The sequence below is a fragment of the Sphingobium sp. TomTYG72 genome, from assembly GCF_055394715.1.
On the sequence record NZ_AP027336.1, the window covers coordinates 147454 to 170754 of the forward strand.

Below are 23301 nucleotides of genomic sequence, written 5' to 3' on the forward strand. Positions count from 1 at the left end.
AGTGCGCCATAGATTTCACCCGGCATCACTATTGGTCATTTTCCGGCGGTTCGCCTGGAGCCGCATCCGTCCAGCGGCGGGCCGTTTCGAAACTATGGCCTGCGCGCAGGAAAGCGGCGATGGCCTTTTCACGCTGCTTTTGATCGGTTGCCGCTACCGCATAGGGGCCGATCCGTTTGCGGCGCGCGAAACGATCGGCGGCGGCCCAACTGTCATTATCCACCTGAACGTCGGCTTCTTCCCGATCGGCGTCCGCTATGCCATCGGCACGCAGGGTCTGCGCAACGCGTCGTGCGCCATAGCCGCGACGGGTAAGCGCCGCGCTTTTCATGACGGCGAAGCTGCGATCATCGACGTAGCGCAGTTCGGCGAGCCGTTCGACAAGCCGTTCGGGCGCGGGCGGACCTTCGCCATCCCATCCGCGTTCCTGCAATTTGCGGCTGAGATAGGCGAGCAGCTTCGCCCGGCTCGTCGCGAAACGGCCGACGTAACGCAGGGCGAGATCGCGCAAGCTGTCGCCGTCGAGCGGCGGACGGGGGCGTTTGCCGGTCATGTCAGCGCCTTCATGGCAACAGCTTATGCAACGGGCGCCTTGATTATGCCACAGTGGGGCCGGAATTTTACCGCGCCTGATGCTGTAGAAGGCCAAGCTGGAATGCAACTATCCGGTGCATTACCGCTTCAAAGATGATAGCGGCCCGCCCGGATGACAAGATTTAAATTGGGTGACGCCAATATGACGGGTTCGCAAAGCATGATGGCACCGACGCCGACGATTGACGCCCTTCCCCGGCGCTTCTCCGATTTCGAGACGCTGGGCGAAGCCCTCGACTATGCGGCGCAGGGGCAGCGCGGGCTCAATTTCCATGATGCGCGCGGTAATCTGGCGCGGCCCTATCCTTTTTCAGAATTGCGCGCCGATGCCATCGCCTGCGCCCACCGCTTGATCGCCCATGGCGTGAAGCCGCAGGATCGCGTGGCGCTGGTGGCTGAAACGGGCGCGGATTTCGCACAGCTCTTCTTCGGCATCATCTATGCGGGCGCTTGGCCGGTGCCGCTGCCGCTGCCGACCAGCTTTGGCGGCAAGGAAAGCTATATCGATCAGTTGAATGTCCAGCTCGACAGCTGCGACCCGATGCTGTTCCTCTTCCCCAAGGAACTGGAAGAGATGGCGGGCGAATCCGGCCGCCAGAAGAATGTCGAGAGCATCGCTTTCGAGGATTTCATCGCGCGCGATGTGGTGTCTGGCACCCTGCCGCAGGCGAAGGGCGAGGAAATCGCCTATCTGCAATATAGCAGCGGCTCGACCCGCTTCCCCCATGGCGTCGCGGTGACACATCATGCGCTGCTGAGCAATCTCGCCGCGCACAGCCATGGCATGCAGGTGCAGGACAGTGATCGCTGCATCAGCTGGCTGCCCTGGTATCATGACATGGGGCTTGTCGGCTGCTTCCTGTCGGTCGTGGCCAACCAGGTATCGACCGATTACATGAAGACCGAGGATTTTGCCCGCCGTCCGCTGGCGTGGCTGGACCTCATCAGCCGTAATGAAGGCACGTCGATCAGCTATTCGCCGACCTTCGGCTACGATATTTGCGCGCGCCGCATGTCCAGCCAGACCAAGGCGCAGGATCGCTTCGACCTGTCGCGCTGGCGGCTCGCGGGCAATGGCGCGGACATGATCCGCCCCGACGTGATGCAGAGCTTTGTCGACGCCTTCGCTGATGCAGGCTTTTCGCCCAAGGCGTTCCTGCCAAGCTACGGCCTTGCCGAAGCGACGCTCGCCGTCACCATCATGCCACCCGGTGAAGGCATCATCGTCGAACTGGTCGAGGAAACCGACCTGTCCGGCGGCGACGCCACCGAGGGCCGCCCGCAGCGTTTCCGTTCGATCGTCAACTGCGGAAAGCCCGCACGCGACATGATCGTGGAAATCCGCGACGAGGATGGCGCTCCGCTGGGCGAACGGCAGATCGGCAAGGTGTGGACCACTGGCCCGTCGCTGATGGTCGGCTATTTCCGGGATCAGGAAGCGACCGACGCCTGCATGGCCGATGGCTGGCTCGACACGGGCGACATGGGCTATCTGAGCGATGGCTATCTCTACATCGTCGGCCGCGCCAAGGACATGATCATCATCAACGGCAAAAATCACTGGCCGCAGGATATCGAATGGGCGGTTGAGCAGCTACCGGGCTTCAAGCAGGGCGACATCGCGGCCTTCGCGATCACCACGCCGGGCGGCGAGGAAGCGCCTGCGGTGCTGGTCCATTGCCGCACCTCCGACAATGATGAGCGCACGCGCCTGCGCGACCAGATTCGCGAGCGGGTGCGGGCGATCACTGGCATGAACTGCGTCGTCGAACTGGTGCCGCCGCGCACCTTGCCGCGTACCAGCTCGGGCAAATTGAGCCGGTCGAAGGCGCGTAACCTGTATCTGACGGGTGAGATCAGGCCATACGATATCGCGGCCTGATTGGTGCGTCCGCTCTGGAACGCACTGAGGCATAATAGGATAACTAGGCTGTAGTGACATTTTAGGGATTCACGCGAGCGTAGATTTCTGATTCAACACTGGCTTTTGGAGGCTGGTGTGGAAGGCGAGGTTTTACGGGACGATCAGTGGGAGCGACTGCGCGAGTTTGTGCCGGGCGGACGAAAGGGCAAGCGTGGTCCACGCAGCGATGGCCGCCGGTTTCTTGATGCGCTGCTGTGGCTGGCGCGTTCGGGCGGACGCTGGCGTGATTTGCCCGAGCGTTTTGGCCCCTATCAGACGGCTAAGCGACGCTATTATCGGTGGGTCGAGCAAGGGGTGATTGACCGGATATTCGCGGCGGTATCGGACGATCCCGACATCGAATGGCTTGCGATCGACGCCACCGTGATCCGCGCCCAGGCTCAAGCGGCCGGAGCGCGGGTAAAAAGGGGGGCGTTCAAGCCCAGGCTCTCGGCCGCTCCCGAGGCGGGTTCGGCACCAAAATCCACGCCGTAGTCGATGCCCTTGGTCTGCCGGTGCGCTTCATACTCGGTCCCGGACAACAGAACGACATGGCGCCTGCTTGCGACCTGATCCGAGGACTGCCCGCAAAGCAGGTTCTTGCCGATCGCGCCTATGATGCCGATAGCCTGTGCGATCTGATCCGTGCCCAAGGCGGTGAGGCCGTCATCCCGCCACGCCGCCATCGCAGCATCCGCCGACCATATGATGTCATCGCCTACAAACAGCGATGGGGCATCGAAGGCTTCTTCGCTCGCCTCAAACAATGGCGCCGCATCGCTACCCGCTACGACAAAATCGCCGCCAACTTCCTCGGCTTCATCAAGCTCGCAAGCATCATGCTATGGCTCAAATGATTAAATCGTCACTACAGCCTAGAGTATCCGTGATGATCAAGCTGGAGATTGCATCCAGCATCGATCGGCTTTGAGCAGGGCGTTCGCGGTGACGACGAGCTTTCGCATGACGGCGGTGATGGCGATCTTGGCGGGCTTCCCGGCAGTAACGAGCTGCTGATATTTTGCCTTGAGATCGGGATTGTACCGGGCGGCGACGAGGGCCGGCATATAGAGAGCCTGCCGCACGTTGGCGCGTCCGCCACGGATGAAGCTCTTGCCTTTCCATTGTCCGGACTGTCGAGCGACGGGGGCGAGACCGGCGAGGGATGCGGCCTGCTTATTCTCGAGGCTGCCGAGTTCGGGCATGGTGGCGATGAGCTGGTTGGCGGTCAGCGTTCCGACGCCGGCGATGCTGGTGAGGATCTCATGCCGGCGGGCGAGCGCGGCATCCGCGGCGATCAGGTTGGCGATCTCGGTATCGAGCGCCTCGATATGCCGATCGATCTGCTCGAGCCGCTGCCGGCACTGGCGCTTGAGGAAGGCGATGGTGAGGTTCTTCTCGCGATTCTTGAGCGCGGTGCGATCGCGCACGAGGCCGTCTCGGGCATTGATGAGCTCCGCCATCTGCGCCTGCTGTGCGCTTCGAGCGGGTCTGACCGGCGGCTGCAAGGTGGCCGCCATACGGGCCAGCAACATGGCATCGATGCGATCGGTCTTGGCCAGAGTGCCAGTCGCTTGGGCGAAGCGCCGGGCGCGCTCTGGGTTGAGCTTAACGCAGGGCCAGTCGGCCAGAGCCGCCTCCAGCGCTCGATGGTAGGTTGCGGTTGCCTCATAGGCGATCCGCTCGACCGGCCATTGTCGCAGCCAGGCGATCAGCGCCTTGTGGCCCTTGGCGGTGTTGGCGAACTGACGTTCGGCGCCGGCAGGGTGGACATGGCAGTCGAGGCTCGCTTTGGAGATGTCGATGCCGATCGTCTGTGGTAGATTGTCGCTCATCTTTTCCGCTATCCCATGCTTGTCATCCGGGTCCAAAACCCCGGTATCCGTTCGGGCCTGATGGAAAAGAAAGGGGCGATCCTACTCTAGCCCGGTCCCACAACGACCGGCGTTTTCACGATCCGTCCCCTTCCGCCCGGGCCGGGGTGGCCACCCCGGCCCGGGCAATCCAGCATGACCCAAACGGACCGCAATGTCATAAGACAAGCATTTTCGAAGCAGATGGCATCATCTGCTGGCTCGGAAAATGCGGGAAACAAAGACAAATAGAGCATGATCCGATCCAGTCTGATCGGATCATGCTCTAACCTCCGTTCGGGCTGAGCTTGTCGAAGCCTTTCACTTTCTTCAGTGAAATAGAGCCCTTCGACAAGCTCAGGGCGAACGGCGGTTCAGTAGCGTTTTTGGTTCGTTTTTAGTTTCCCTTCAGCACCTGCCGTTCGATCGTCGTCCATAGGCTCGCGAAAGCCTGCGCGGGCGGCGACGATGCCGCGAATGCCCCGAGCGGCTTCCTCCGCACCGTCATCTGTTCGACCATGCTCGCCATAGGGACGGCGGGCCAGCCAGGCTGCTCGTCCAGCGCCTTGCGGTGAAGCGCGCGGCGCCGGTCCACCATGGAATAGACCGGCAGGATCGGTGGATGCGATCCGCCGCGCTGGACCAGGTAGCGCGCCACTTCGCCCATCGCGCGTTGCGACAGGGGCGAGGGGATGACCGGGATCACGATCATGTCGGCGGCACGCAGCACTTGCTCGCTGGTTTCGGTGAGGCCGGGCGGGCAGTCGAGGATGATGCGATCATAATCCTTGCCCAGATTTTCAATCAGCTTTGCGAGCCGCTTCTTCTTGTCCATCTCGCGAAAGAGGTGGTCGAGGCTGCGCAGCGAAGTGTCGGCGGCGATCAGGTCGAGGCCGGGCACGGTCGAAGGCTGGATGAGCTTGCGCACCTCCACATCCTTGCTGAAGATCGCCTGCGCCGCGTCGCGGCTCTGCTTGTCAGTGGAGATGAGCCAGCTGGCCGCAGCCTGCGGATCAAGGTCCCACAGCAAAGTCCGCCGCCGGGATATGGAGGCCGAAGCCCAGGCGAGATTGATCGCGAAGGTGGTCTTACCCACCCCGCCTTTGAGGCTGTAGACCGCGATGGTCGCCAATGCCGGTTCCTTTGCCATGGGGTGAAAGCTACGGCTTTGACCCGCCAAAGCAAGCGGACAATCATAAGTTAATGACGCTGTCGTGACAGACTATGACGCGGAACGAAAAATCCCGCCGGAATCAACCGGCGGGATCTTCCTTTAACCACTGAAAGGATCAAGCCGCCGCACGGCGTTCCTTCAGTTCCTCATTCAGCATTTCCGCAAGCAGGAAAGCAAGTTCCAGGCTCTGCGCCGCGTTCAGGCGGGGGTCGCAATGCGTATGATAGCGATCGGCAAGCCCTTCGTCCGTGATGGCGATGGCACCGCCGGTGCATTCCGTCACATTCTGCCCGGTCATCTCGGCATGGATGCCGCCGCCGAAGCTGCCCTCGGCACGATGCACGGCGAAGAAGCCGCGCACTTCGGCCAGGATGCGGTCGAAGGGCCGCGTCTTGTAGCCATTCGCCGCCTTGATGACGTTGCCATGCATCGGGTCGCAGGACCAGACCACCGGATGGCCTTCGCACAGCACCGCGCGAACCAGCTTGGGCAGCCCCGCCTCGATCTTGTCATGACCGTAGCGCGTGATGAGCGTGATCCGGCCCGCCTCGCGCGACGGGTTCAGGATGTCGAGCAGGCGGATCAGCGCGTCGGGCTCCAGGCTCGGGCCACACTTCATGCCGATCGGATTGCCGATGCCGCGCAGATATTCGACATGCGCCGAACCTTCAAAGCGCGTGCGGTCGCCGATCCACAGCATGTGCGCGGACGTATCGTACCAGTCGCCGGTCAGCGAATCCTGCCGGGTCAGCGCCTGCTCATAGGGAAGCAGCAGCGCTTCATGGCTGGTATAGAAGCTGGTTCCGCCAAGCTGCGGCACAGTCTCCGGCGAGAGACCACAGGCGCGCATGAAGTCGAGCGCCGCGCCGATCTGGTCGGCCACAGCATCGAACTTCGCCGCAAGCGGGCTGCGGCCCATGAAATCCAGCATCCAGCCATGCACGCGATCCAGGCTGGCATAGCCGCCGGTCGAGAAGGCGCGCAGCAGGTTCAACGTAGCCGCCGACTGGTTGTAGGCGCGCACCATGCGCTGGGCATCGGGCTCGCGCGACTCCGCCGTGAACGCGATGTCGTTGACATTGTCGCCGCGATAGCTGGGTAGTTCCACGCCACCGATCGTCTCGGTATCGGCCGAGCGCGGCTTGGCGAACTGGCCCGCCATGCGGCCGACCTTCACCACCGGCAGCTTGGACGCAAAGGTCAGCACCACGGCCATCTGCAACAGCACCCGGAACGTGTCGCGGATGTTGTTGGGATGGAACTCCGCGAAGCTCTCGGCGCAGTCGCCGCCCTGCAGCAGGAACGCCTCGCCATGGGTGACCTTGGCCAGTTCCGCCTTCAGGTTGCGCGCTTCGCCAGCAAAGACGAGCGGGGGAAACTGGCTGAGCTGACCCTCCACGGCGGCCAGCGCCTCCGCGTCACGATAGACGGGCATCTGAATGCCCTTATGCTCCCGCCAGCTTTCCGGCGTCCACTTCGCCGTCACGTCGTGTCTCCCAATGCTAAAAATAGTGGCCGCCCCTACGCCGATGTAGGAATCAAAGCAAGTTTATACCATCCCCGCGCGCCATGTGGGTCGGAGAAGGCGGATTTTAAGTGCAGCGGACGGCGAAGCATGTGCAACGCGCCGCGCGGACCAATTTCCGCCGCGTCACTTTTCGCAGGGATAACGCTCGTTCAGCGCGATGCTGACGATCACCGAAGCGGGCGCGTTGCGCTGATCGGGATAGCGTTCAAGATAGGCGATGACGATGCGCCGCACTTCGTCCGCCTGCATCCGGTCAGGCCAGCAATTGGGCTGGGCGCGGCCGATGAACACGTCCTTCTTGATGCCGTCCACCGCGCCGACGATATAAGCGGTGCAGGCCAGCGCATATTCCGGCGCCTTGTTGCGGCATTTTGCGCGTAGCGTCGTGCCGGTCTCAAACATGAAATGCTGGGCGGCGGCGGGCGGAGTGGCCATCGGACTCCCAAGCAGGACAAGCGCCGTCAGAATGTGCCATTTCATGCGCCGATGGTGCGCTTCCCGCATGGACCTGTCCAGCCGGGCAGGCGCGCGCGCAGCACGGCCTGGCGCATTATTACGAACCCGTAACATTATGGCAAATAAGGCATTTACCCTAGGCTTGGCCGCCACTCCCAGCGCAGCGGGTCACCGTCCATGACATCGACGCCCCGTTCGATGAGCGCATCCCTGATCTGGTCGGAGAGGGCGAAATCCTTCTCCGCACGGGCTTTCTGGCGGCGGTCGAGTTCCGCCTCCACCTCCTCGGGCGTGATCTGCGCGTCCTTGGGCATGATGCGAAGGTCGGCGCGGCTCAGCTGAAGAAGGTTGAGCCCCAACGCCTGATCGAACGCTGCGATCAGGCACAGCTTCTCATCGACCGGCACCTTTTTGATGGCAATCGCCTCTTCGAGCAGCGGCAACGCGCGCGGGGTCATCAGGTCGTCGCTGATCGCGGCGTCGAACTGTTCGAGCAGCGGCGCGAGCTTGGGGTGAAGGTTGGCGCGAAGGTAATCGAGGCGGGGCGACTGCCAGGTTACGCCTTCGGCACGGCTTTTCAGCCCCTCCACGGCCATGATCAGGCGCTTGAGGCGAGTGAGGGCCGCGCCGACGCTCTCCGCGCTGAACTCCAATTCGCTGCGATAATGGGCACCCAGACACAGCAATCGGTAGGCGAGCGGATGCACGCCCGCATCGATCAGCGAGAAAAGCGTCGTAAAGCCGCCTTTCGACTTGCTCATCTTGCCCTGGCGATCAACGAGGAAATTATTGTGCATCCACCAGCGCGCGCCGGTGAAGCCGGGCTGCGCATCGGTGCAGCCGCAATAAGCCTGATTCTGCGCGATCTCGTTGGGATGGTGGATTTCCCGATGGTCGATGCCGCCGGTGTGAATGTCGAACGGATGACCAAGGCGGGCTTCGCTCATGACTGAACATTCAAGGTGCCATCCCGGCGCGCCCTTCCCCCACGGGCTGTCCCATTCCATCTGGCGCTGTTCGCCCGGCGGTGACTTGCGCCAGATGGCGAAGTCCTGTGGACGGCGTTTGCCCTCAACAGGGCCAATCCGACTCGACAATTGCGCGCGCGCAGCAGCGTGTTCGGCGGCGCCCTTCACTTCCGTCCAATCGGCACCACTGGCCGCTGCGTTAAAGGCTGCTATGAATTCTCCGCTATCTGCGTCCTTCATATAAAAGGGGACGGTAGAGACATCAAAGTAGAGACCCGTATCGATCTCGTAGCAGTGCGCTGGCGCGATCTTCTTCGCAAACTCGATCATCTGCGGGACATAGTCGGTCGCGACGGTCCATTCGCTGGGGGCCATGATGTTGAGGTCGGCGATGTTCCGCTTGAAGGCATCCGTATAGTGGGCCGCAATGTCCCAGATGCTTTTAGCCTGGGCGCGGGCGGCCGCCTCCATTTTGTCATCGCCCGCATCGGCATCACTGGTCAGGTGTCCGACATCGGTGATGTTGATGATGTGAGTGACGGCCAGCCCCTTCCACAGCAGCGTGCGGCGCAGCGTGTCCGTGAACACATAGGCGCGCAGATTGCCGAGATGGGCGTAGTTGTAGACCGTCGGGCCGCAACTATAGACGCGGGCGTGATTTCCATCGATCGGAGCGAAGGGTTCGACCGTGCGGGTCAGGCTGTTGAAGAGACGCATAGGCGCGTCGGCATGCTGTTCGGCAGGGGTGAACTGGTCGCTCATGGTGAGAGCCATGGGGTGGTTCACCGCAGGAATCAACTATCGCGTGCATTGTAACAAATTGTTGCTGACGGCCCGATGCCTTGCACTGGAGCGTTTCCTTACCGATATTGCTCGTGCGGGCCGGGCCCCTCTGGCGGCTGGATTGATCCAGCTGTGATGTCGGACCGCATCGAGTGCGCTCGGTGCAGGTTCGTGGGGCTGTCCCCCCTCTAGCCTTGCGAAGACCGCGCCGGGCCACTCGATCCACATGATGTTTGTTGTTGAAGGATGGAGTTTTAACGCCGTGAACAATCCCGTTCGTACACCCAATTATGGGGCGACGCAGGCGGCGCAACATGACGCCGGGCTGCGCAGTCACATGCTGGGCGTCTTCCGTAACATGGGGATCGGCCTGGTCATTACCGGCCTGGTCGCTGCCTTGATAGGCAGTACGCCCGCGCTGGCCGCCGCGATTTTCAACACGCCGCTGAAATGGGTCGCGATCTTCGCGCCGCTGGCGTTCGTGTTCTTCTTCAGCTTCCGCATCGAAAAGATGACGACGGCTGGCGCGCGGATGGCCTTCTGGGCCTTTTCCGCCGTCATGGGCGTGTCGCTGGCCAGCATCTTCCTGGTCTTCACCGGGGCCAGCATCGCGCAGGCCTTCTTCTCAGCGGCGGTCATGTTCCTTGCGATGGCGCTGTGGGGCTACACCACCGGGCGTGACCTGTCGAAAATGGGTTCGTTCCTGATCATGGGCCTGATCGGCATCCTGGTCGCCAGCCTGATCAACATCTTCATTGGCTCGTCGGCCATGCAGATGGTAATTTCGATCATCGGCGTCGTGGTCTTCACCGGCCTGACCGCCTGGGACGTGCAGCGCATCAAGTCGGAATATTTCGCCTATGCCGGGCATGAGGTTGCGCAGAAGATGCAGGTGATGGGCGCGCTGTCGCTGTACCTCAACTTCGTCAACCTGTTCCAGATGCTGCTGCATCTGACCGGCGAACGGGAATAATGATGCGCACGCCTGAAGCCGTGTCGGCCATGCTCTGCCCGGTCTGTCATGTCGGACTTTCGATGACGGATCGGCAGGGGGTGGAGATCGACTATTGCCCGCAATGCCGGGGCGTGTGGCTGGACCGGGGTGAACTCGACAAGATCATCGAGCGATCAGGGACCGCAACGGCCGCGCCGCCGCCCCAGCAGGCGCATTACCGGCCCGACCGCGACTATCGTGACGACGGCCGCTATTATCAGAAGAAGCGCAAAAAGAGCTTCCTGGAAGAGCTATTTGATTAGGACGGCCATTGCGCCGTCCTTTTTTTGAAGCGCTTGCCTCCCGCCGCTGATCCTTTAGAGCTTCGGTTAAGTTCCATTTTGCGGCCAGGATTTCATGTCGACAAGCAATGCCCCTCATGTCGAGGTCACCCCCGTCATTCTCGCCGGGGGATCGGGCACCCGGCTTTGGCCCCTGTCGCGCAAATCCTATCCCAAGCAGTTCGTGCCGTTGCTCGGCGAGACGACCTTGTTTCAATCGGTGGCGCGCCGTCTGTCGGGGAAGGCCGAACGCTTCTCCTTCGACCGGCCGGTGGTCCTCACCAACTCGTTGTTCCGCTTCATCATCGCCGAGCAGTTGGCGAAGGAAAATATCGATCCGCAGGCGATCCTGATCGAGCCGGAAGGGCGCAACACCGCCCCTGCCATATTGGCCGCTGCGCTGCATCTGGCGGCGCGCAAGCCCGACGCGATCATGCTTGTCGCGCCTTCGGACCATGTCGTCCCCGACGTGGCGGCATTTCATGCTGCTGTGGGCCAGGGGCTGAGCGCGGCGCAGGCGGGCGACCTCGTCACCTTCGGGATCAGCCCGACCCGGCCTGAAACGGGCTATGGCTATCTTCAGGCGCAGGGCAAGCCCGATGGATCGGGCGTGCCGATCAAGCTCGCCAGCTTCGTTGAAAAGCCCAATGCGGCGCGGGCGGAAGAGATGCTGGCGACCGGCGACTATCTGTGGAACGCGGGTATCTTCCTCTTTGCCGCCAAGGACCTGATCGCCGCTTTCGAGCAGCATGCGCCCGCGATCCTCTCGGCCGTGCGCGGAGCCGTTGAGCAGGCGGAGAGCGATCTTGGCTTCCTGCGGCTGGCGGCGGAGCCTTGGGGACAGGCGGAAAGCGTCGCCATCGACTATGCGATTATGGAGCGGGCCGACAATCTGTCGGTCGTGCCGTTCGGTGCGGAATGGTCCGATCTGGGCGGCTGGGACGCGGTGTGGAGCCATTCGCAGCCGGATGAGAATGGCGTGGCGCTATCGGGCGCTGCGACCGCGCTCGATTGCCGGAATACGCTGCTGCGGTCAGAGAGCGAGGGGCTGGAGTTGGTCGGGCTCGGTCTCGACAACATCGTCGCGGTGGCGATGAACGACGCGGTGCTGATCGCGGACAAGTCACGCACGCAGGATGTGAAGCTGGTCGTCGAAGCGTTGCAGCGCAAGGGCGCACCGCAGGCGGAGGCTTTCCCGAAGGATCACCGCCCCTGGGGCTGGTATGAAAGCCTGGTGGTGGGCTCGCGTTTCCAGGTGAAGCGCATCACCGTGCTCCCCGGCGCCTCGCTCAGCCTGCAAAGCCATTTCCACCGGTCCGAACATTGGATCGTCGTCGAAGGGACGGCCAAGGTGACGGTGGGCGAGGACGTCCAGCTGCTGTCGGAAAACCAGTCCGTCTATGTGCCGGTAGGCGCCGTGCATCGGATCGAGAATCCGGGGCGCATCCCGATGGTGTTCATCGAGGTGCAGACCGGCTCCTATGTGGGCGAGGATGACATCGTGCGCTATGAGGACCGATACGCCCGAAATTAATCCGCCCTATTCCGTCAGTGCGCCGCGCCCCAGCTCGGGCCGTGGCCGATTTCGACGCCTAACGGCACACTGAGCTTCACGATCGGCTCGGCCGCGCTTTCCATGACGCGACGGATGACGGCGCTGGCCTGCTCCACATCGCCCTCGGGTAACTCAAACACCAGTTCGTCATGCACCTGAAGCAGCATCCGAACGTCATGAAGCCCCTCTGCCGCCAGCGCCGGTCCCATACGGGCCATGGCGCGCTTGATGATGTCGGCGCTGGTGCCCTGGATCGGCGCGTTGATCGCGGCGCGTTCGGCGCCCTGCCGTTCGTGCTGGATCGGGGCCTTGATGCGCGGAAACCATGTTTTCCGCCCGAACAGCGTTTCGGTATAGCCCCGCGCCCGCGCCTTTTCGAGCGTTTCGGTGATGTAGAGGCTGATGCCGGGGAAGCGCTCATAATAGCGGCTGATCATGTCCTGCGCTTCGTCGGCGCTGATCTCCAGCCGCCCGGCGAGGCCCCAGCGGGAAATGCCGTAGAGGATGGCGAAGTTGATCGTCTTGGCCCTCCCGCGCGTGTCGCGGTTCACTTCACCGAACAGCTGCTGGGCGGTGGCGGCGTGAATGTCCTCGCCCGCGAGGAAGGCTTCGCGCAGCGCGGGCACATCGGCGATATGCGCGGCCAGGCGCAATTCGATCTGGCTATAGTCCGCCGCCAGGATGACGTTGCCGGGTTCGGCGACGAAGGCATGGCGGATCTGGCGGCCGACCTCGGTGCGGATCGGTATGTTCTGAAGGTTGGGATCGGTCGAGGATAGTCGCCCCGTCTGCGCGCCCGACAGCGAATAGCTGGTGTGGACGCGGGCGCTGTCCCTGTTGATCTGCGCCTGGAGCGCATCGGTATAGGTGGACTTGAGCTTGGACAGCTGCCGCCAGTCAAGTATTTTCCCGGCGATTTCCGCGCCTTGGGCCTTCAGCTGCTCCAATATGGTGACGTCGGTGGAATAGGCGCCGGACTTGCCCTTCTTGCCGCCCTTGTAACCCATCTTGTCGAACAGGATCGCGCCCAGTTGCTGGGTCGACCCGATGGCGAAGGGCTGGCCCGCGATAGCATGTATCTCGCCCTCCAGCTTGGCGATCTCGCCAGTGAATTCGGCGGAGAGGCGGGAGAGCGCCTCGCGATCGACCTTGATCCCTTCATGCTCCATCCGTGCGATCACGGAAACGAGCGGGCGGTCCACCAGTTCATAGACGCGGGTCGCGCCCTCATTGGCGATGCGGTTCTTGTATATTTTCCACAGCCGCAACGTGACGTCTGCGTCCTCGGCGGCATATTCCGTCGCCTTGTCGAGCGGGACTTCGGCGAAGCTGATCTGGCTCTTGCCGGTGCCGCACACATCCTTGAAGCTGATGCATATGTGATTGAGGTGAACCTTCGCCGCCTCGTCCATGCCATGACCGGCGAGGCTTTGCCCGGCGTCGAGGTCGAAGCTCATGACGATGGTGTCGTCATAGGGCGCGATTTCGATGCCGTGGCGGCGCATCACGGTCAGGTCATATTTGAGGTTCTGACCGATCTTGAGGACACTGTCGTCCTCCAGCAGCGGCTTCAGCTTCGCGAGGACAAGATCCTTGGGCAGCTGCTGCGGCTTTTCCGCGAACATGTCCTTCCCGCCGTGGCCGACGGGGATATAGCAGGCGGCGCTCGGCCCGACGGCCAGGCTGATGCCGACCAGCGCGCAGGATACGCAGTCGAGCATGTCCGTTTCCGTATCGACGGCAACGAAACCCTCGGCATGGGCCGCCGCGATCCAGCGGTCGAGCGTGTCTTCCGTCACCACCGTTTCATAAAGGCTGCGATCGATCGACGGCTCTTCTTCGAGGACCGGCGCGGACGGGGGCGTGCTTTCGGTGACGGCCAGCGCGGCGGTTGCGACAGCGACAGCAGCGGCAGGCGCGCCGAGGCGGGTGAGCAGCGACTTGAAGCCATGATGTTCGAGGAAATTCTGAAGCGGCTCGGGCGGAATGCCCTTGAGCGTCAATTCTTCCAGCGGCTCGGGCAGGTCCATGCCGTCGTGCAGCGCCACCAGCCTGCGCGACAGGCGCGCCATGTCGGCATGGGCGATCAGATTCTCCTGCATCTTCGACTTCTTCATCGAAGGGGCGGCGTCGAGCGCGGCTTCCAGGCTGCCATATTCGCTGATCAGCTTGGCGGCGGTCTTGGGGCCGATGCCGGGGATGCCGGGGACGTTATCCACGCTGTCGCCCATCAGCGCGAGGACATCGCCCAACTGTTCGGGCTGAACCCCAAACTTGGTCATCACATAGTCCGCGCCCCGCCGCTCATTCTTCATCGTGTCGTACATGTCGACGCCGGGCTGGATGAGCTGCATCAGGTCCTTGTCGGAGCTGACGATGGTGACGTGCCAGCCCGCCGCGACGGCCGCCTTGGTGTAACTGGCGATGATGTCGTCAGCCTCGAATCCCGCTTCCTCGATGCAGGGGAGCGAGAAGGCGCGGGTGGCGTCGCGGATCATCGGGAATTGCGGGACCAGATCCTCCGGCGCGGGCGGGCGGTTCGCCTTATACTGGTCATACATGTCGTTGCGGAAAGTGTGGCTGCCCTTGTCCAGCACGACCGCGAGATGGGTCGGACCTTCCGCCTTGCCCAATTCCTCGGCCAGCTTCCACAGCATGGTGGTGTAGCCATAGACCGCGCCGACCGGCTGGCCATGCTTGTTGGTGAGCGGCGGAAGCTGGTGATAGGCGCGGAAGATGTAGCCGCTGCCGTCGACGAGGTAGAGATGATTCTGGGCCATGGGCGCAGGGGATAGCGGGTAATGCTGGGTGGCTCCAGTGGGGTTGGTCGAGATGGCGGTCCCCATGATTGGGCACGCTATCCGGAGGGGCAGATGAAAATAGGAGCTGCTTTTGCGGACTGGGGAAGGGAGTGCCGGAAAATGGCGGTTTTCCGTCGAAGTTCACACCATATGCGCGCGCGAGCCTGAGCGCGCGTGTGCGCGAGGGCGCATGTGCCGGACGTTTCAAAGAGGGGGCGAGGATAAGCGCGCCGATGCGGAATAGGACAGGGTGAAATCGCGCTGTGTTGGAGAAATAGGATGGTTTTTGATGGGGGTGTGGCAATCGGGGCACGGTGATTTGGAGTGAGGTGTCCGTGGAAGGTTAGGAGGATCATCCTATATTCATGCGACGCATTGCGGGGACACGGTCGTCCTTGGATTGTAAAAGCCGGGGCCGCGCTAAGGCTTTCCTGCCACTCGCTGACCCCACGATGTGCTTTTGTTCTCTTAATTGAAGAACTTCTGCGCCTCCTCTGAGGCGATCTCCATGGCATCAAGGCACTCTTTGGCAGCGCGAGTGGCGGAATATGGCTCGCCATGCATGGCGCAGATTGGAGGATCGTAGGTAACTCCACGATTTTCTACCTGGTTCAGCTTGAGGTGCGCTTCTGTGAGGCGGATCTTTAGTGGCCCCCCGTCCTGTGAACCCGCTAACTGAGTGATGACGCCGTTTTCAATCACCAGTCGTTCAATGTGGATGGATCCGCCACCAATTCCAATCCCAATACTGCCCGGCTGTGCATCGGCAATGCGTTCCAGCCCATGCTCATCCGCATGGCGGGCTTGATGGAGATATTGGAACAAGGGATTTGACTTACGGCTTCCCTTAAGCAGGCCAAACCAAGCTGCGGAGGGACCACGCTCCAGCGCCTGCTGCATCCGGACAAACCATCTTTGGTGCTCGACTAGAAACTCTGACCATAGTCTAGCTGCGATACTGAAATTCGAAGCCTCAGTAAGTGCGGTAGATTTCTCCTTGCAGGCGCTGCGATGTTCTTCAGCCCGCTTAAAATGCCGAATGTCCATTGCCTCCAAATGTCAGATGCAACGGGATCGGTAAAGATTTCCGAGAATAGTCAGTCTTTAGAAGCCAACTGCATTCAGCCTGCCGGTACAGACATCGCCTCCCGCAAGGGAGATGCGGTTCGGGTGAACGGGGCGAGCTTCTGCGCCGGTTCGACACTAAACAGGCGTTGCGCTGGCCCACCCCCGGCCCCTCCCGCTTGCGGGAGGGGGGACGGGCGGCGGTTAAAGAACTTCGCTCACCCGCTCCGGCGGGCGCGCAATCACTGCGCCCTTGTCGGTGATGACGATGGCGCGCTCGATCAGGATCGGGTGCTGTGCCATGGCGTCGAGGACGGCCTTGTCATCCGTCACGTCGAGGCCGATTTCCTTCACCACGGCTTCGCCCTTGCGGAGCGCCTCGGAAGGACGGACGCCCGCCTTGGCCAGCACCGTTTCTATCTCGGCGCGGCTGGGTGGGGTTTTCAGGTATTCGACGACCTCGACCTCAACCCCCGGCGCACCCTCAAGAATCGCGAGCGCGGCCCGCGATTTGGAGCAGCGGGGATTGTGCCAGATGGTCGCCTTCACTGGGCCTCGTCCTTTGCCAACCACTCTTCCAACCACTTGATCGTGTAGTCGCCGCTCAGGAACTCGGGGTCCTTGAGCAGCTTCTGGTGGAGCGGGATCGTGGTCTTCATGCCCTCGATCACATATTCCTCCAGCGCGCGCTTCAGGCGCATGATGCAGCCTTCGCGGGTGCGGCCGTAGACGATCAGCTTGCCGATCATGCTGTCGTAATAGGGCGGTACACGGTAGCCCTGGTACAGGCCGCTATCGACGCGGACGTGCATGCCGCCCGGAACATGATAGCTGGTGACGGTGCCGGGCGATGGCGCGAAGGTCTTGGGGTCCTCGGCATTGATGCGGCATTCGATGGCGTGGCCGTGGAATTCGATTTCATCCTGCGCGACCGAGAGCGGCTTGCCCTCGGCAACGCGGATTTGTTCGCGGACGAGATCGACGCCGGTGATCATCTCCGTCACCGGATGCTCCACCTGAAGGCGGGTGTTCATCTCGATGAAGTAGAATTCGCCATTCTCCCACAGGAACTCGATGGTGCCCGCGCCGCGATAGGCCATGTCGGCCATCGCCTTGCGCACGACTTCGCCCATCCGGTCGCGCTCGGCGGCCGAGAGGACGGGGGAGGGGGCTTCTTCCAGCACCTTCTGGTGGCGGCGCTGGAGCGAGCAATCGCGCTCGCCCAGATGGATGGCGTTGCCGTTGCCGTCGCCGAAGACCTGGAATTCGATATGCCGGGGGTTGCCCAGATATTTTTCCATGTAGACGGTGTCGTCGCCGAACGCGGCCTTGGCCTCGCTGCCAGCTTGCTTCATCGAGGTTTCGAGCAGGTCTTCGGACGGCACGACCTTCATGCCGCGACCGCCGCCGCCTGATGCCGCCTTGATGAGGACCGGATAGCCGATCTTCGCGGCGACTGCCTTGGCTTCCTCAACGCTTGAAAGCGCGCCGTCGGAACCGGGGACCAGTGGCAGACCCAGCGCGCCAGCGGTGCGCTTGGCTTCGACCTTGTCGCCCATGATGCGGATATGTTCGGGCTTGGGGCCGACGAAGGCCAATCCATGCGCTTCCACGATCTCCGCGAACTGGGCGTTTTCCGACAGGAAGCCATAGCCCGGATGGATGGCGTCCGCGCCGGAGATTTCAGCAGCGGAGATGATCGCTGCGACGTTCAGATAGCTGTCCTTGGCCGCGGGCGGCCCGATGCAGATCGCTTCGTCGGCAAGGCGCACATGCATGGCATCGGCGTCAGCGGTGGAGTGGACCGCCACCGTCTTGATGCCCATTTCATGGCAGGCGCGGTGGATGCGGAGCGCGATTTCGCCCCGGTTCGCGATCAGCAGCTTTTCGATGGCCATGGGCGCGCCTTATTCGATGACGATCAGCGGCTGGTCATATTCGACCGGCTGGCCGTTATCGACCAGCACGGCCTTGACCGTGCCCGCGCTGGGCGCGGTGATCGCGTTCATGACTTTCATAGCCTCGACGATCAGGACGGTGTCGCCCGCCTTCACGGTCGAGCCTACGGCGGCGAAGGGCGCTGCGCCCGGTTCAGCCGACAGATAGGCGGTGCCGACGATGGGCGAGCGAACGGCGTTGGCAGCAACGGCAGTTGCGGCTTCGGCAGGGGCTGCTGCGGGCGCGGCCACCGGCGCGGCAGCGGCCGGGGCTGCCACAGGAGCGGGCGCATAGGCGACGGCGGCGGCGGCCTTGCGAGCGACGCGGATCTTGCGATCGCCGTCCTCCACCTCGATTTCCGTCAGGTTGGTGTCGTCGAGCAGGGCGGCAAGATCCCGCACCAGCTGCACGTCGACCTGCATTGCGCCCTTTTCAGCCTTATCGTTCATTTGAAGTCCCTGGACCGTAAAATCTCTTATGCGATGCCCGCGCCTATGCGCATTTGGGGCAAAGCGCAACTTTTGAGCGACGAGTTACAGCTCGAGCGCGGCTTCCAGTGCAAGCATGTAGGAGAGCGAACCGAAACCGGCGATCGTGCCCTTCGCCGCCATGCCGACATAGCTTTTATGGCGGAAGGGCTCGCGCTTGTGCGGGTTGGACAGATGCACCTCAATGACGGGCACGCTGATGCCCTTGATCGCGTCGTGGAGCGCGATGGAGGTGTGGGTAAGGCCGCCGGGATTGAGGATGACGGCATGCGCGCCTTCCTCATGCGCTTCCTGAAGCCAGTCGATCAGGTGCCCTTCATGATTGGACTGGCGGAAATCGATTTCGACATGGGCGCGGGTGGCGGCATCCTCCATCCGCTCGGCAATGTCATCCAGCGTATCATAGCCGTAGATTTCCGGCTCCCGCGTGCCCAGCATGTTGAGGTTGGGGCCGTTCAACACAAAGATTTTCCGCGCGTCGGCCATGGCAATCCCCCTTAGCATGTTGCGACAGGGGCGTCGTGGCCCCTATATGCTGCCCAAGATCCTTAGCCTTTCGTGTCCCGCCAAGTCGAGACACCTTCTTTCGTAAGAGACAGGACAGAGCATTGCACGTTGACGGAACAGTATCGATCTCCATCAATGGCGAGCATCGCCGCGTGCGCGCGGGCATGACGTTGGCGGAACTGGCGAGCGAACTTGGCTTCGTGCCGGAAAAGGTCGCGGTGGAGCGCAATCTGGAGGTCGTGCCGCGTTCGACCCTGGCGCAGGTGTGCGTCGAGGATGGCGACGATCTGGAGATCGTGCATTTTGTTGGCGGCGGCGATGTGTCGGCGGTGGATGACGACAGCTGGAGCGTCGCGGGCAAGACTTTCCGGTCGCGGCTGATCGTGGGCACGGGCAAGTACAAGAATTTTGAGCAGAATGCGGCCGCGCTTGCTGCGTCGGGGGCTGAAATCGTCACCGTTGCGGTGCGGCGTGTCAATGTGTCCGATCCCAAGGCGCCGATGCTGACGGACTTCATCGATCCCAAGAAGATCACTTATCTGCCCAATACGGCGGGCTGCTTCACTGGCGAAGAGGCGATCCGCACGCTGCGGCTGGCGCGGGAAGCGGGCGGATGGGACCTCGTCAAGCTGGAGGTGCTGGGGGAGGCGCGGACGCTGTATCCCGACATGGTGGAGACTTTGCGCGCGACCGAGGTGCTGGCCAAGGAAGGTTTCAAGCCGATGGTTTATTGCGTTGACGATCCGATCGCGGCCAAGCGGCTGGAGGATGCGGGCGCGGTGGCGATCATGCCGCTGGGCGCGCCGATCGGGTCTGGCCTCGGTATCCAGAACCGGGTGACGATCCGCCTGATCGTGGAGGGCACGAAGCTGCCGGTGCTGGTGGATGCGGGCGTAGGCACGGCGTCGGAGGCGGCGGAAGCGATGGAGTTGGGCTGCACGGGCGTGCTGATGAACACGGCTATCGCGGAGGCGAAGGACCCGGTGCTGATGGCGGCGGCTATGAAGGCTGGGGTGGAAGCCGGGCGCATGGCCTATCGCGCCGGGCGGATGGGGAAGCGCATGTATGCCGATCCGTCCAGCCCGCTTGCCGGGTTGATCTAGGGATACGGCTCTTGCTCTGGGCGTGCTGGGTTCCTGCCTTCGCAGGAACACGACGCCTCATCTGGCTTTATTTTCGCCATTGCAGCAAATTGACCGGCTGCCCGCTTCCTCCTATGGGCGAAACGCATTCAGGAGGAGGAAAAGCGATGGTCAAGAAGCTATACCCCGATGCTGCGTCTGCGTTGGAGGGCCTTCTCTTCGATGGCATGCATCTTTGTGCAGGCGGCTTTGGACTTTGCGGAATTCCCGAGCGTCTGATCGACGCGATCCGTGATTCGGGGGTCAAGGACCTCACCATCGCCTCCAACAATGCCGGGATCGACGGCGAAGGTCTAGGCAAGCTGCTGCGCACGCGGCAGGTCAAGAAGATGATCAGCTCCTATGTTGGCGAGAACAAGGAGTTTGAGCGGCAATATCTGGCGGGCGAGCTGGAGGTGGAGTTCTGCCCCCAGGGTACGCTGGCGGAGCGCTGCCGCGCTGGTGGGGCGGGTATTCCGGGCTTTTACACAAAGACGGGCGTCGGCACTGCGGTTGCCGAGGGCAAGGAAGTGAAGAATTTCGACGGGCAGGACTATATCCTGGAACGCGGCATTTTCGCTGACGTGGCGATCATCAAGGGCTGGAAGGCGGACGAAAGCGGCAACCTCATCTTCCGCAAGACCGCGCGCAACTTCAATCAGCCGATGGCGACCGCCGCGAAGATCTGCGTGGCAGAGGTGGAGGAAGTGGTGCCGGTCGGTAGCCTTGATCCTGACAGCATCCACCTGCCGGGCATCTATGTGAAGCGCATGATCGTCGGCGCGCCTTACGACAAGAAGATCGAATTCCGCACCGTGCGCCAGAGGGAGACCGTATAATGGCCTGGACTCGTGACGAGATGGCCGCGCGTGCGGCGAAGGAGCTGAAGGACGGCTTCTATGTGAACCTTGGCATCGGCATCCCGACGCTGGTGGCGAACCATATTCCCGCTGGCGTGGAAGTAACGCTTCAGTCGGAGAACGGCATGCTGGGCATCGGGCCTTTCCCTTATGAGGGCGAGGAAGATGCGGACCTGATCAATGCGGGCAAGCAGACGATCAGCGAGCTTCCCAACAGCGCCTATTTCTCCAGCGCCGACAGCTTTGCCATGATCCGGGGCGGGCATATCGACCTGACCGTGCTGGGCGCGATGGAGGTCGCGGAAAATGGCGACATCGCCAACTGGATGATCCCCGGCAAGATGATCAAGGGCATGGGCGGCGCGATGGACCTGGTCGCAGGCGTCAAGAAGATCATCGTCGTCATGGAGCATAACTCCAAGGACGGCGGCGCGAAGTTCATCCCGGCCTGCACACTGCCGCTGACCGGCAAGAATGTGGTCGATATGATCGTCACCGACCTTTGCGTCTTCCAGCGGCCCGACCATGACAGCCCGTTCAAGCTCATTGAGCTCGCGCCGGGCGTGACGGCGGAGGAAGTCGCCGCTAAGACCACGGCTCATTATCTGAGCTGAGGACGGGCGGCATGAGCCTTGAAGGCAATTATGACGAAGGCAATGTCTTTGCATTGATCCTTCAGGGCAAGATCCCTTCGACCAAGCTGTATGAGGATGAGCACACCTATGCCTTCCTCGACATTCAGCCGCAGTCGAAGGGGCACAGCCTGGTCATTTCCAAATGGTCGAAGGCCCGCAATATCCTTGAGATCGAGGATGAGGCGCTGGCGCAGGTAATGGCGACGGTAAGGAAAGTCGCCAAGGCGACCGCCAAGGCGCTCGATCCCGACGGCATCCATGTCGCCCAGTTCAACGGTGCGCCTGCCGGGCAGACCGTGTTTCATCTGCATTTCCATATCGTGCCGCGCTGGCAGGGCGGGCCTATGGGCTTTTCCGCCCATGCGCAGGGCAATTTCGCTGATCCCGCTGCCCTTGAGGCGCTGGCGGAAGAGATACGTGCGCAGTTCTGAGCCGCGCGCGAATTTCATGACCAAGCCGATGGAGAAGCGCTGACATGGCGCTGAAACCCTTCAAGGCGCCGGGCGCACGGCTGGCGCTGCGATCGAAACCGGCGAGAAGCTATGTCGCGGCGGCGGATGGCAAGGCGGAGATCATCCTCGACATCTCGCGCCTGTTGTCGCGCAGCTTCCATGCGGCGCCGACGGGCATCGATAGGGTCGAATATGTCTATGCTCGCGAATTGCTGGAGCGGATACCGGATCGGCTGGCCTTTGCCGCCGTGCATCCGGCTGGCGGCTATTATGGGCGGCTGAACAGTGCGGCGGTACGGCAGTTTCTGGCGTTTACGGCGGCGCGCTGGCGCAACAGCAGCGCCAAGGATGAGGCGGCAGGACGGGCGGCGGTGATCCGGCACCTGATCGCGCTGCGGCCGCGCCCGGTGCCGCGCGCCCGGAGCCCGCGCGTCTATTTGCAAGTGTCGCCCCATCATCTGGACGATCCGGATCAGGTGGGCGCTATACTGCGGGCGGAAGGCGCGCGTTTCGTGACGCTGGTGCATGATGTGATCCCGCTCACCCATCCGGAGTTTGCACGGCCGCAGGGGGCGGAGGAACATCGGCGGCGGATACGCACGATCGATCGCTATGCCGATGGCATCATCGGCAACAGCCAGGCGACGATCGATGCGCTTGGCCCTTTCCTGACGCGGAGTCTGGAAGGGCGCAGCCTCTGCGTCGCGCATTTCGGTTCTGACCCACCCGACATATTCGGCGGTGAAAGCCAGAATGTGCCGTCGCGGCCTTATTTCGTTTACATCTCGACGATCGAGCCGCGAAAGAACCACCTGTTGCTGCTCAATCTGTGGCGACGTCTGGTGGAGCGGTTGGGCGATCAGGCCCCGGTCCTTGTGCTGATCGGTCGCCGGGGATGGGAAAATGAGAATGTCGTTGACATGCTGGAGCGCGCGGAGATCCTGCGCGGCCATGTCATCGAAGCGGGGAGCGTCCCGGACACGGAAATGCATGCGCTGGTCGCGGGCGCGCGGGCGATGCTGATGCCTTCCTTCGAGGAGGGGTTCGGCATTCCGGTGATCGAGGCGCTATCGGTGGGCGTGCCGGTGATTTGCAGCGATATCGTCGCGCATCGGGAGGTCGGGGGAGAGGCGCCGGATTATCTCGATCCGCTCGATGGGCTGGGCTGGATGCGTTTGATCGAGGCCTATGCCTTGCCGGATTCGCCCGAGCGCGAGGCGCAGATGGCGCGTATTAAGGCGTGGCGCGCGCCGCAATGGCGAGACTATTTCGACATCATCATGCAATTGCTGGACGATGTGACGGCTACCGCGCCCGCTTGACGTCCCTGCCGGGGGTGCGCATG

General features: G+C 62.4%; 21 protein-coding genes and 1 pseudogene. 10 read left to right on the forward strand and 12 right to left on the reverse strand.

Features of this window, described 5'->3' with window-relative positions:
* Positions 1 to 28: 28 nt before the first annotated feature.
* A complete protein-coding gene (locus ACZ5U1_RS00790) occupies positions 29 to 553 on the reverse strand; it encodes a regulatory protein RecX (protein WP_464778956.1) in 525 nt (174 codons plus the stop codon).
* A 201-nt stretch (positions 554 to 754) separates the two neighbouring features.
* On the opposite strand from ACZ5U1_RS00790, the gene ACZ5U1_RS00795 reads away from it, so the two are divergent.
* Together ACZ5U1_RS00795 and ACZ5U1_RS00800 are read left to right on the forward strand one after the other, a co-directional pair.
* A complete protein-coding gene (locus ACZ5U1_RS00795; RefSeq protein ID WP_464779925.1) occupies positions 755 to 2476 on the forward strand; it encodes a fatty acyl-AMP ligase in 1722 nt (573 codons plus the stop codon).
* Positions 2477 to 2644: 168 nt separating this feature from the next.
* Positions 2645 to 3354 (forward strand): annotated as a pseudogene (locus ACZ5U1_RS00800) (IS5 family transposase).
* 36 nt (positions 3355 to 3390) lie between these two features.
* Here ACZ5U1_RS00800 and ACZ5U1_RS00805 read toward each other — a convergent pair.
* From ACZ5U1_RS00805 to ACZ5U1_RS00825, 5 genes are all read right to left on the reverse strand, one after another.
* Entirely contained in the window at positions 3391 to 4332 is a 942-nt protein-coding gene (locus ACZ5U1_RS00805; protein WP_464777874.1) for an IS110 family RNA-guided transposase, read from the reverse strand.
* Between the two features lie 415 nt (positions 4333 to 4747).
* Positions 4748 to 5500: a ParA family protein gene (locus ACZ5U1_RS00810; RefSeq protein ID WP_464778957.1), complete on the reverse strand. Its 753-nt coding sequence runs from the start codon at positions 5498 to 5500 to the stop codon at positions 4748 to 4750.
* Positions 5501 to 5639: 139 nt separating this feature from the next.
* Positions 5640 to 7010, reverse strand: coding sequence for a class II 3-deoxy-7-phosphoheptulonate synthase (locus ACZ5U1_RS00815; protein WP_464778958.1), 1371 nt, complete (start codon positions 7008 to 7010; stop codon positions 5640 to 5642).
* Between the two features lie 165 nt (positions 7011 to 7175).
* Entirely contained in the window at positions 7176 to 7487 is a 312-nt protein-coding gene (locus ACZ5U1_RS00820; protein WP_464778959.1) for a Rap1a/Tai family immunity protein, read from the reverse strand.
* Positions 7488 to 7639: 152 nt separating this feature from the next.
* Positions 7640 to 9238: a cysteine--tRNA ligase gene (locus ACZ5U1_RS00825; protein ID WP_464778960.1), complete on the reverse strand. Its 1599-nt coding sequence runs from the start codon at positions 9236 to 9238 to the stop codon at positions 7640 to 7642.
* A gap of 283 nt (positions 9239 to 9521) precedes the next feature.
* Here ACZ5U1_RS00825 and ACZ5U1_RS00830 point away from each other — a divergent pair, with 283 nt between their 5' ends.
* From ACZ5U1_RS00830 to ACZ5U1_RS00840, 3 genes are all read left to right on the forward strand, one after another.
* A complete protein-coding gene (locus ACZ5U1_RS00830; protein WP_464778961.1) occupies positions 9522 to 10232 on the forward strand; it encodes a Bax inhibitor-1/YccA family protein in 711 nt (236 codons plus the stop codon).
* Between the two features lie 2 nt (positions 10233 to 10234).
* Complete coding sequence (locus tag ACZ5U1_RS00835) at positions 10235 to 10516, forward strand: TFIIB-type zinc ribbon-containing protein (RefSeq protein WP_464779926.1); 282 nt, start codon at positions 10235 to 10237, stop codon at positions 10514 to 10516.
* A gap of 94 nt (positions 10517 to 10610) precedes the next feature.
* A complete protein-coding gene (locus ACZ5U1_RS00840; protein ID WP_464778962.1) occupies positions 10611 to 12068 on the forward strand; it encodes a mannose-1-phosphate guanylyltransferase/mannose-6-phosphate isomerase in 1458 nt (485 codons plus the stop codon).
* 14 nt (positions 12069 to 12082) lie between these two features.
* Here ACZ5U1_RS00840 and polA read toward each other — a convergent pair whose 3' ends face one another.
* From polA to aroQ, 6 genes are all read right to left on the reverse strand, one after another.
* Positions 12083 to 14869 carry a DNA polymerase I gene (gene polA, locus ACZ5U1_RS00845; RefSeq protein ID WP_464779927.1) on the reverse strand — a complete coding sequence of 929 codons (2787 nt, stop codon included), beginning with the start codon at positions 14867 to 14869 and terminating at the stop codon, positions 12083 to 12085.
* A 489-nt stretch (positions 14870 to 15358) separates the two neighbouring features.
* Positions 15359 to 15937 (reverse strand): hypothetical protein, encoded by a 579-nt coding sequence (locus ACZ5U1_RS00850; RefSeq protein WP_464778963.1) that lies wholly within the window; start codon positions 15935 to 15937, stop codon positions 15359 to 15361.
* A 222-nt stretch (positions 15938 to 16159) separates the two neighbouring features.
* Positions 16160 to 16504 carry an arsenate reductase (glutaredoxin) gene (arsC, locus tag ACZ5U1_RS00855; protein WP_464778964.1) on the reverse strand — a complete coding sequence of 115 codons (345 nt, stop codon included), beginning with the start codon at positions 16502 to 16504 and terminating at the stop codon, positions 16160 to 16162.
* Complete coding sequence (gene accC, locus ACZ5U1_RS00860) at positions 16501 to 17853, reverse strand: acetyl-CoA carboxylase biotin carboxylase subunit (RefSeq protein ID WP_464778965.1); 1353 nt, start codon at positions 17851 to 17853, stop codon at positions 16501 to 16503. Before accC ends, arsC begins: the two co-directional genes overlap by 4 nt.
* A gap of 9 nt (positions 17854 to 17862) precedes the next feature.
* Positions 17863 to 18342 (reverse strand): acetyl-CoA carboxylase biotin carboxyl carrier protein, encoded by a 480-nt coding sequence (gene accB / locus ACZ5U1_RS00865; protein ID WP_464778966.1) that lies wholly within the window; start codon positions 18340 to 18342, stop codon positions 17863 to 17865.
* 84 nt (positions 18343 to 18426) lie between these two features.
* Complete coding sequence (gene aroQ / locus ACZ5U1_RS00870; protein WP_464778967.1) at positions 18427 to 18867, reverse strand: type II 3-dehydroquinate dehydratase; 441 nt, start codon at positions 18865 to 18867, stop codon at positions 18427 to 18429.
* A gap of 122 nt (positions 18868 to 18989) precedes the next feature.
* Between aroQ and thiS the strand changes: the two genes are divergently transcribed.
* The 5 genes from thiS (at position 18990) to ACZ5U1_RS00895 (ending at position 23278) form a co-directional block, all read left to right on the forward strand.
* Complete coding sequence (thiS, locus tag ACZ5U1_RS00875; protein WP_464778968.1) at positions 18990 to 19991, forward strand: sulfur carrier protein ThiS; 1002 nt, start codon at positions 18990 to 18992, stop codon at positions 19989 to 19991.
* A 146-nt stretch (positions 19992 to 20137) separates the two neighbouring features.
* Positions 20138 to 20848, forward strand: a complete 711-nt coding sequence (locus tag ACZ5U1_RS00880) for a CoA transferase subunit A (RefSeq protein WP_464778969.1) — start codon at positions 20138 to 20140, stop codon at positions 20846 to 20848.
* Entirely contained in the window at positions 20848 to 21483 is a 636-nt protein-coding gene (locus tag ACZ5U1_RS00885; RefSeq protein WP_464778970.1) for a CoA transferase subunit B, read from the forward strand. The genes ACZ5U1_RS00880 and ACZ5U1_RS00885 overlap by 1 nt, the downstream gene beginning before the upstream one ends.
* Positions 21484 to 21494: 11 nt before the next feature.
* The gene (locus tag ACZ5U1_RS00890; protein ID WP_464778971.1) at positions 21495 to 21935 is read left to right on the forward strand and encodes an HIT family protein; all 441 of its coding nucleotides are present in this window, start codon (positions 21495 to 21497) and stop codon (positions 21933 to 21935) included.
* A 44-nt stretch (positions 21936 to 21979) separates the two neighbouring features.
* Positions 21980 to 23278: a glycosyltransferase family 4 protein gene (locus ACZ5U1_RS00895; RefSeq protein WP_464778972.1), complete on the forward strand. Its 1299-nt coding sequence runs from the start codon at positions 21980 to 21982 to the stop codon at positions 23276 to 23278.
* The last annotated feature ends 23 nt before the right edge of the window (positions 23279 to 23301 follow it).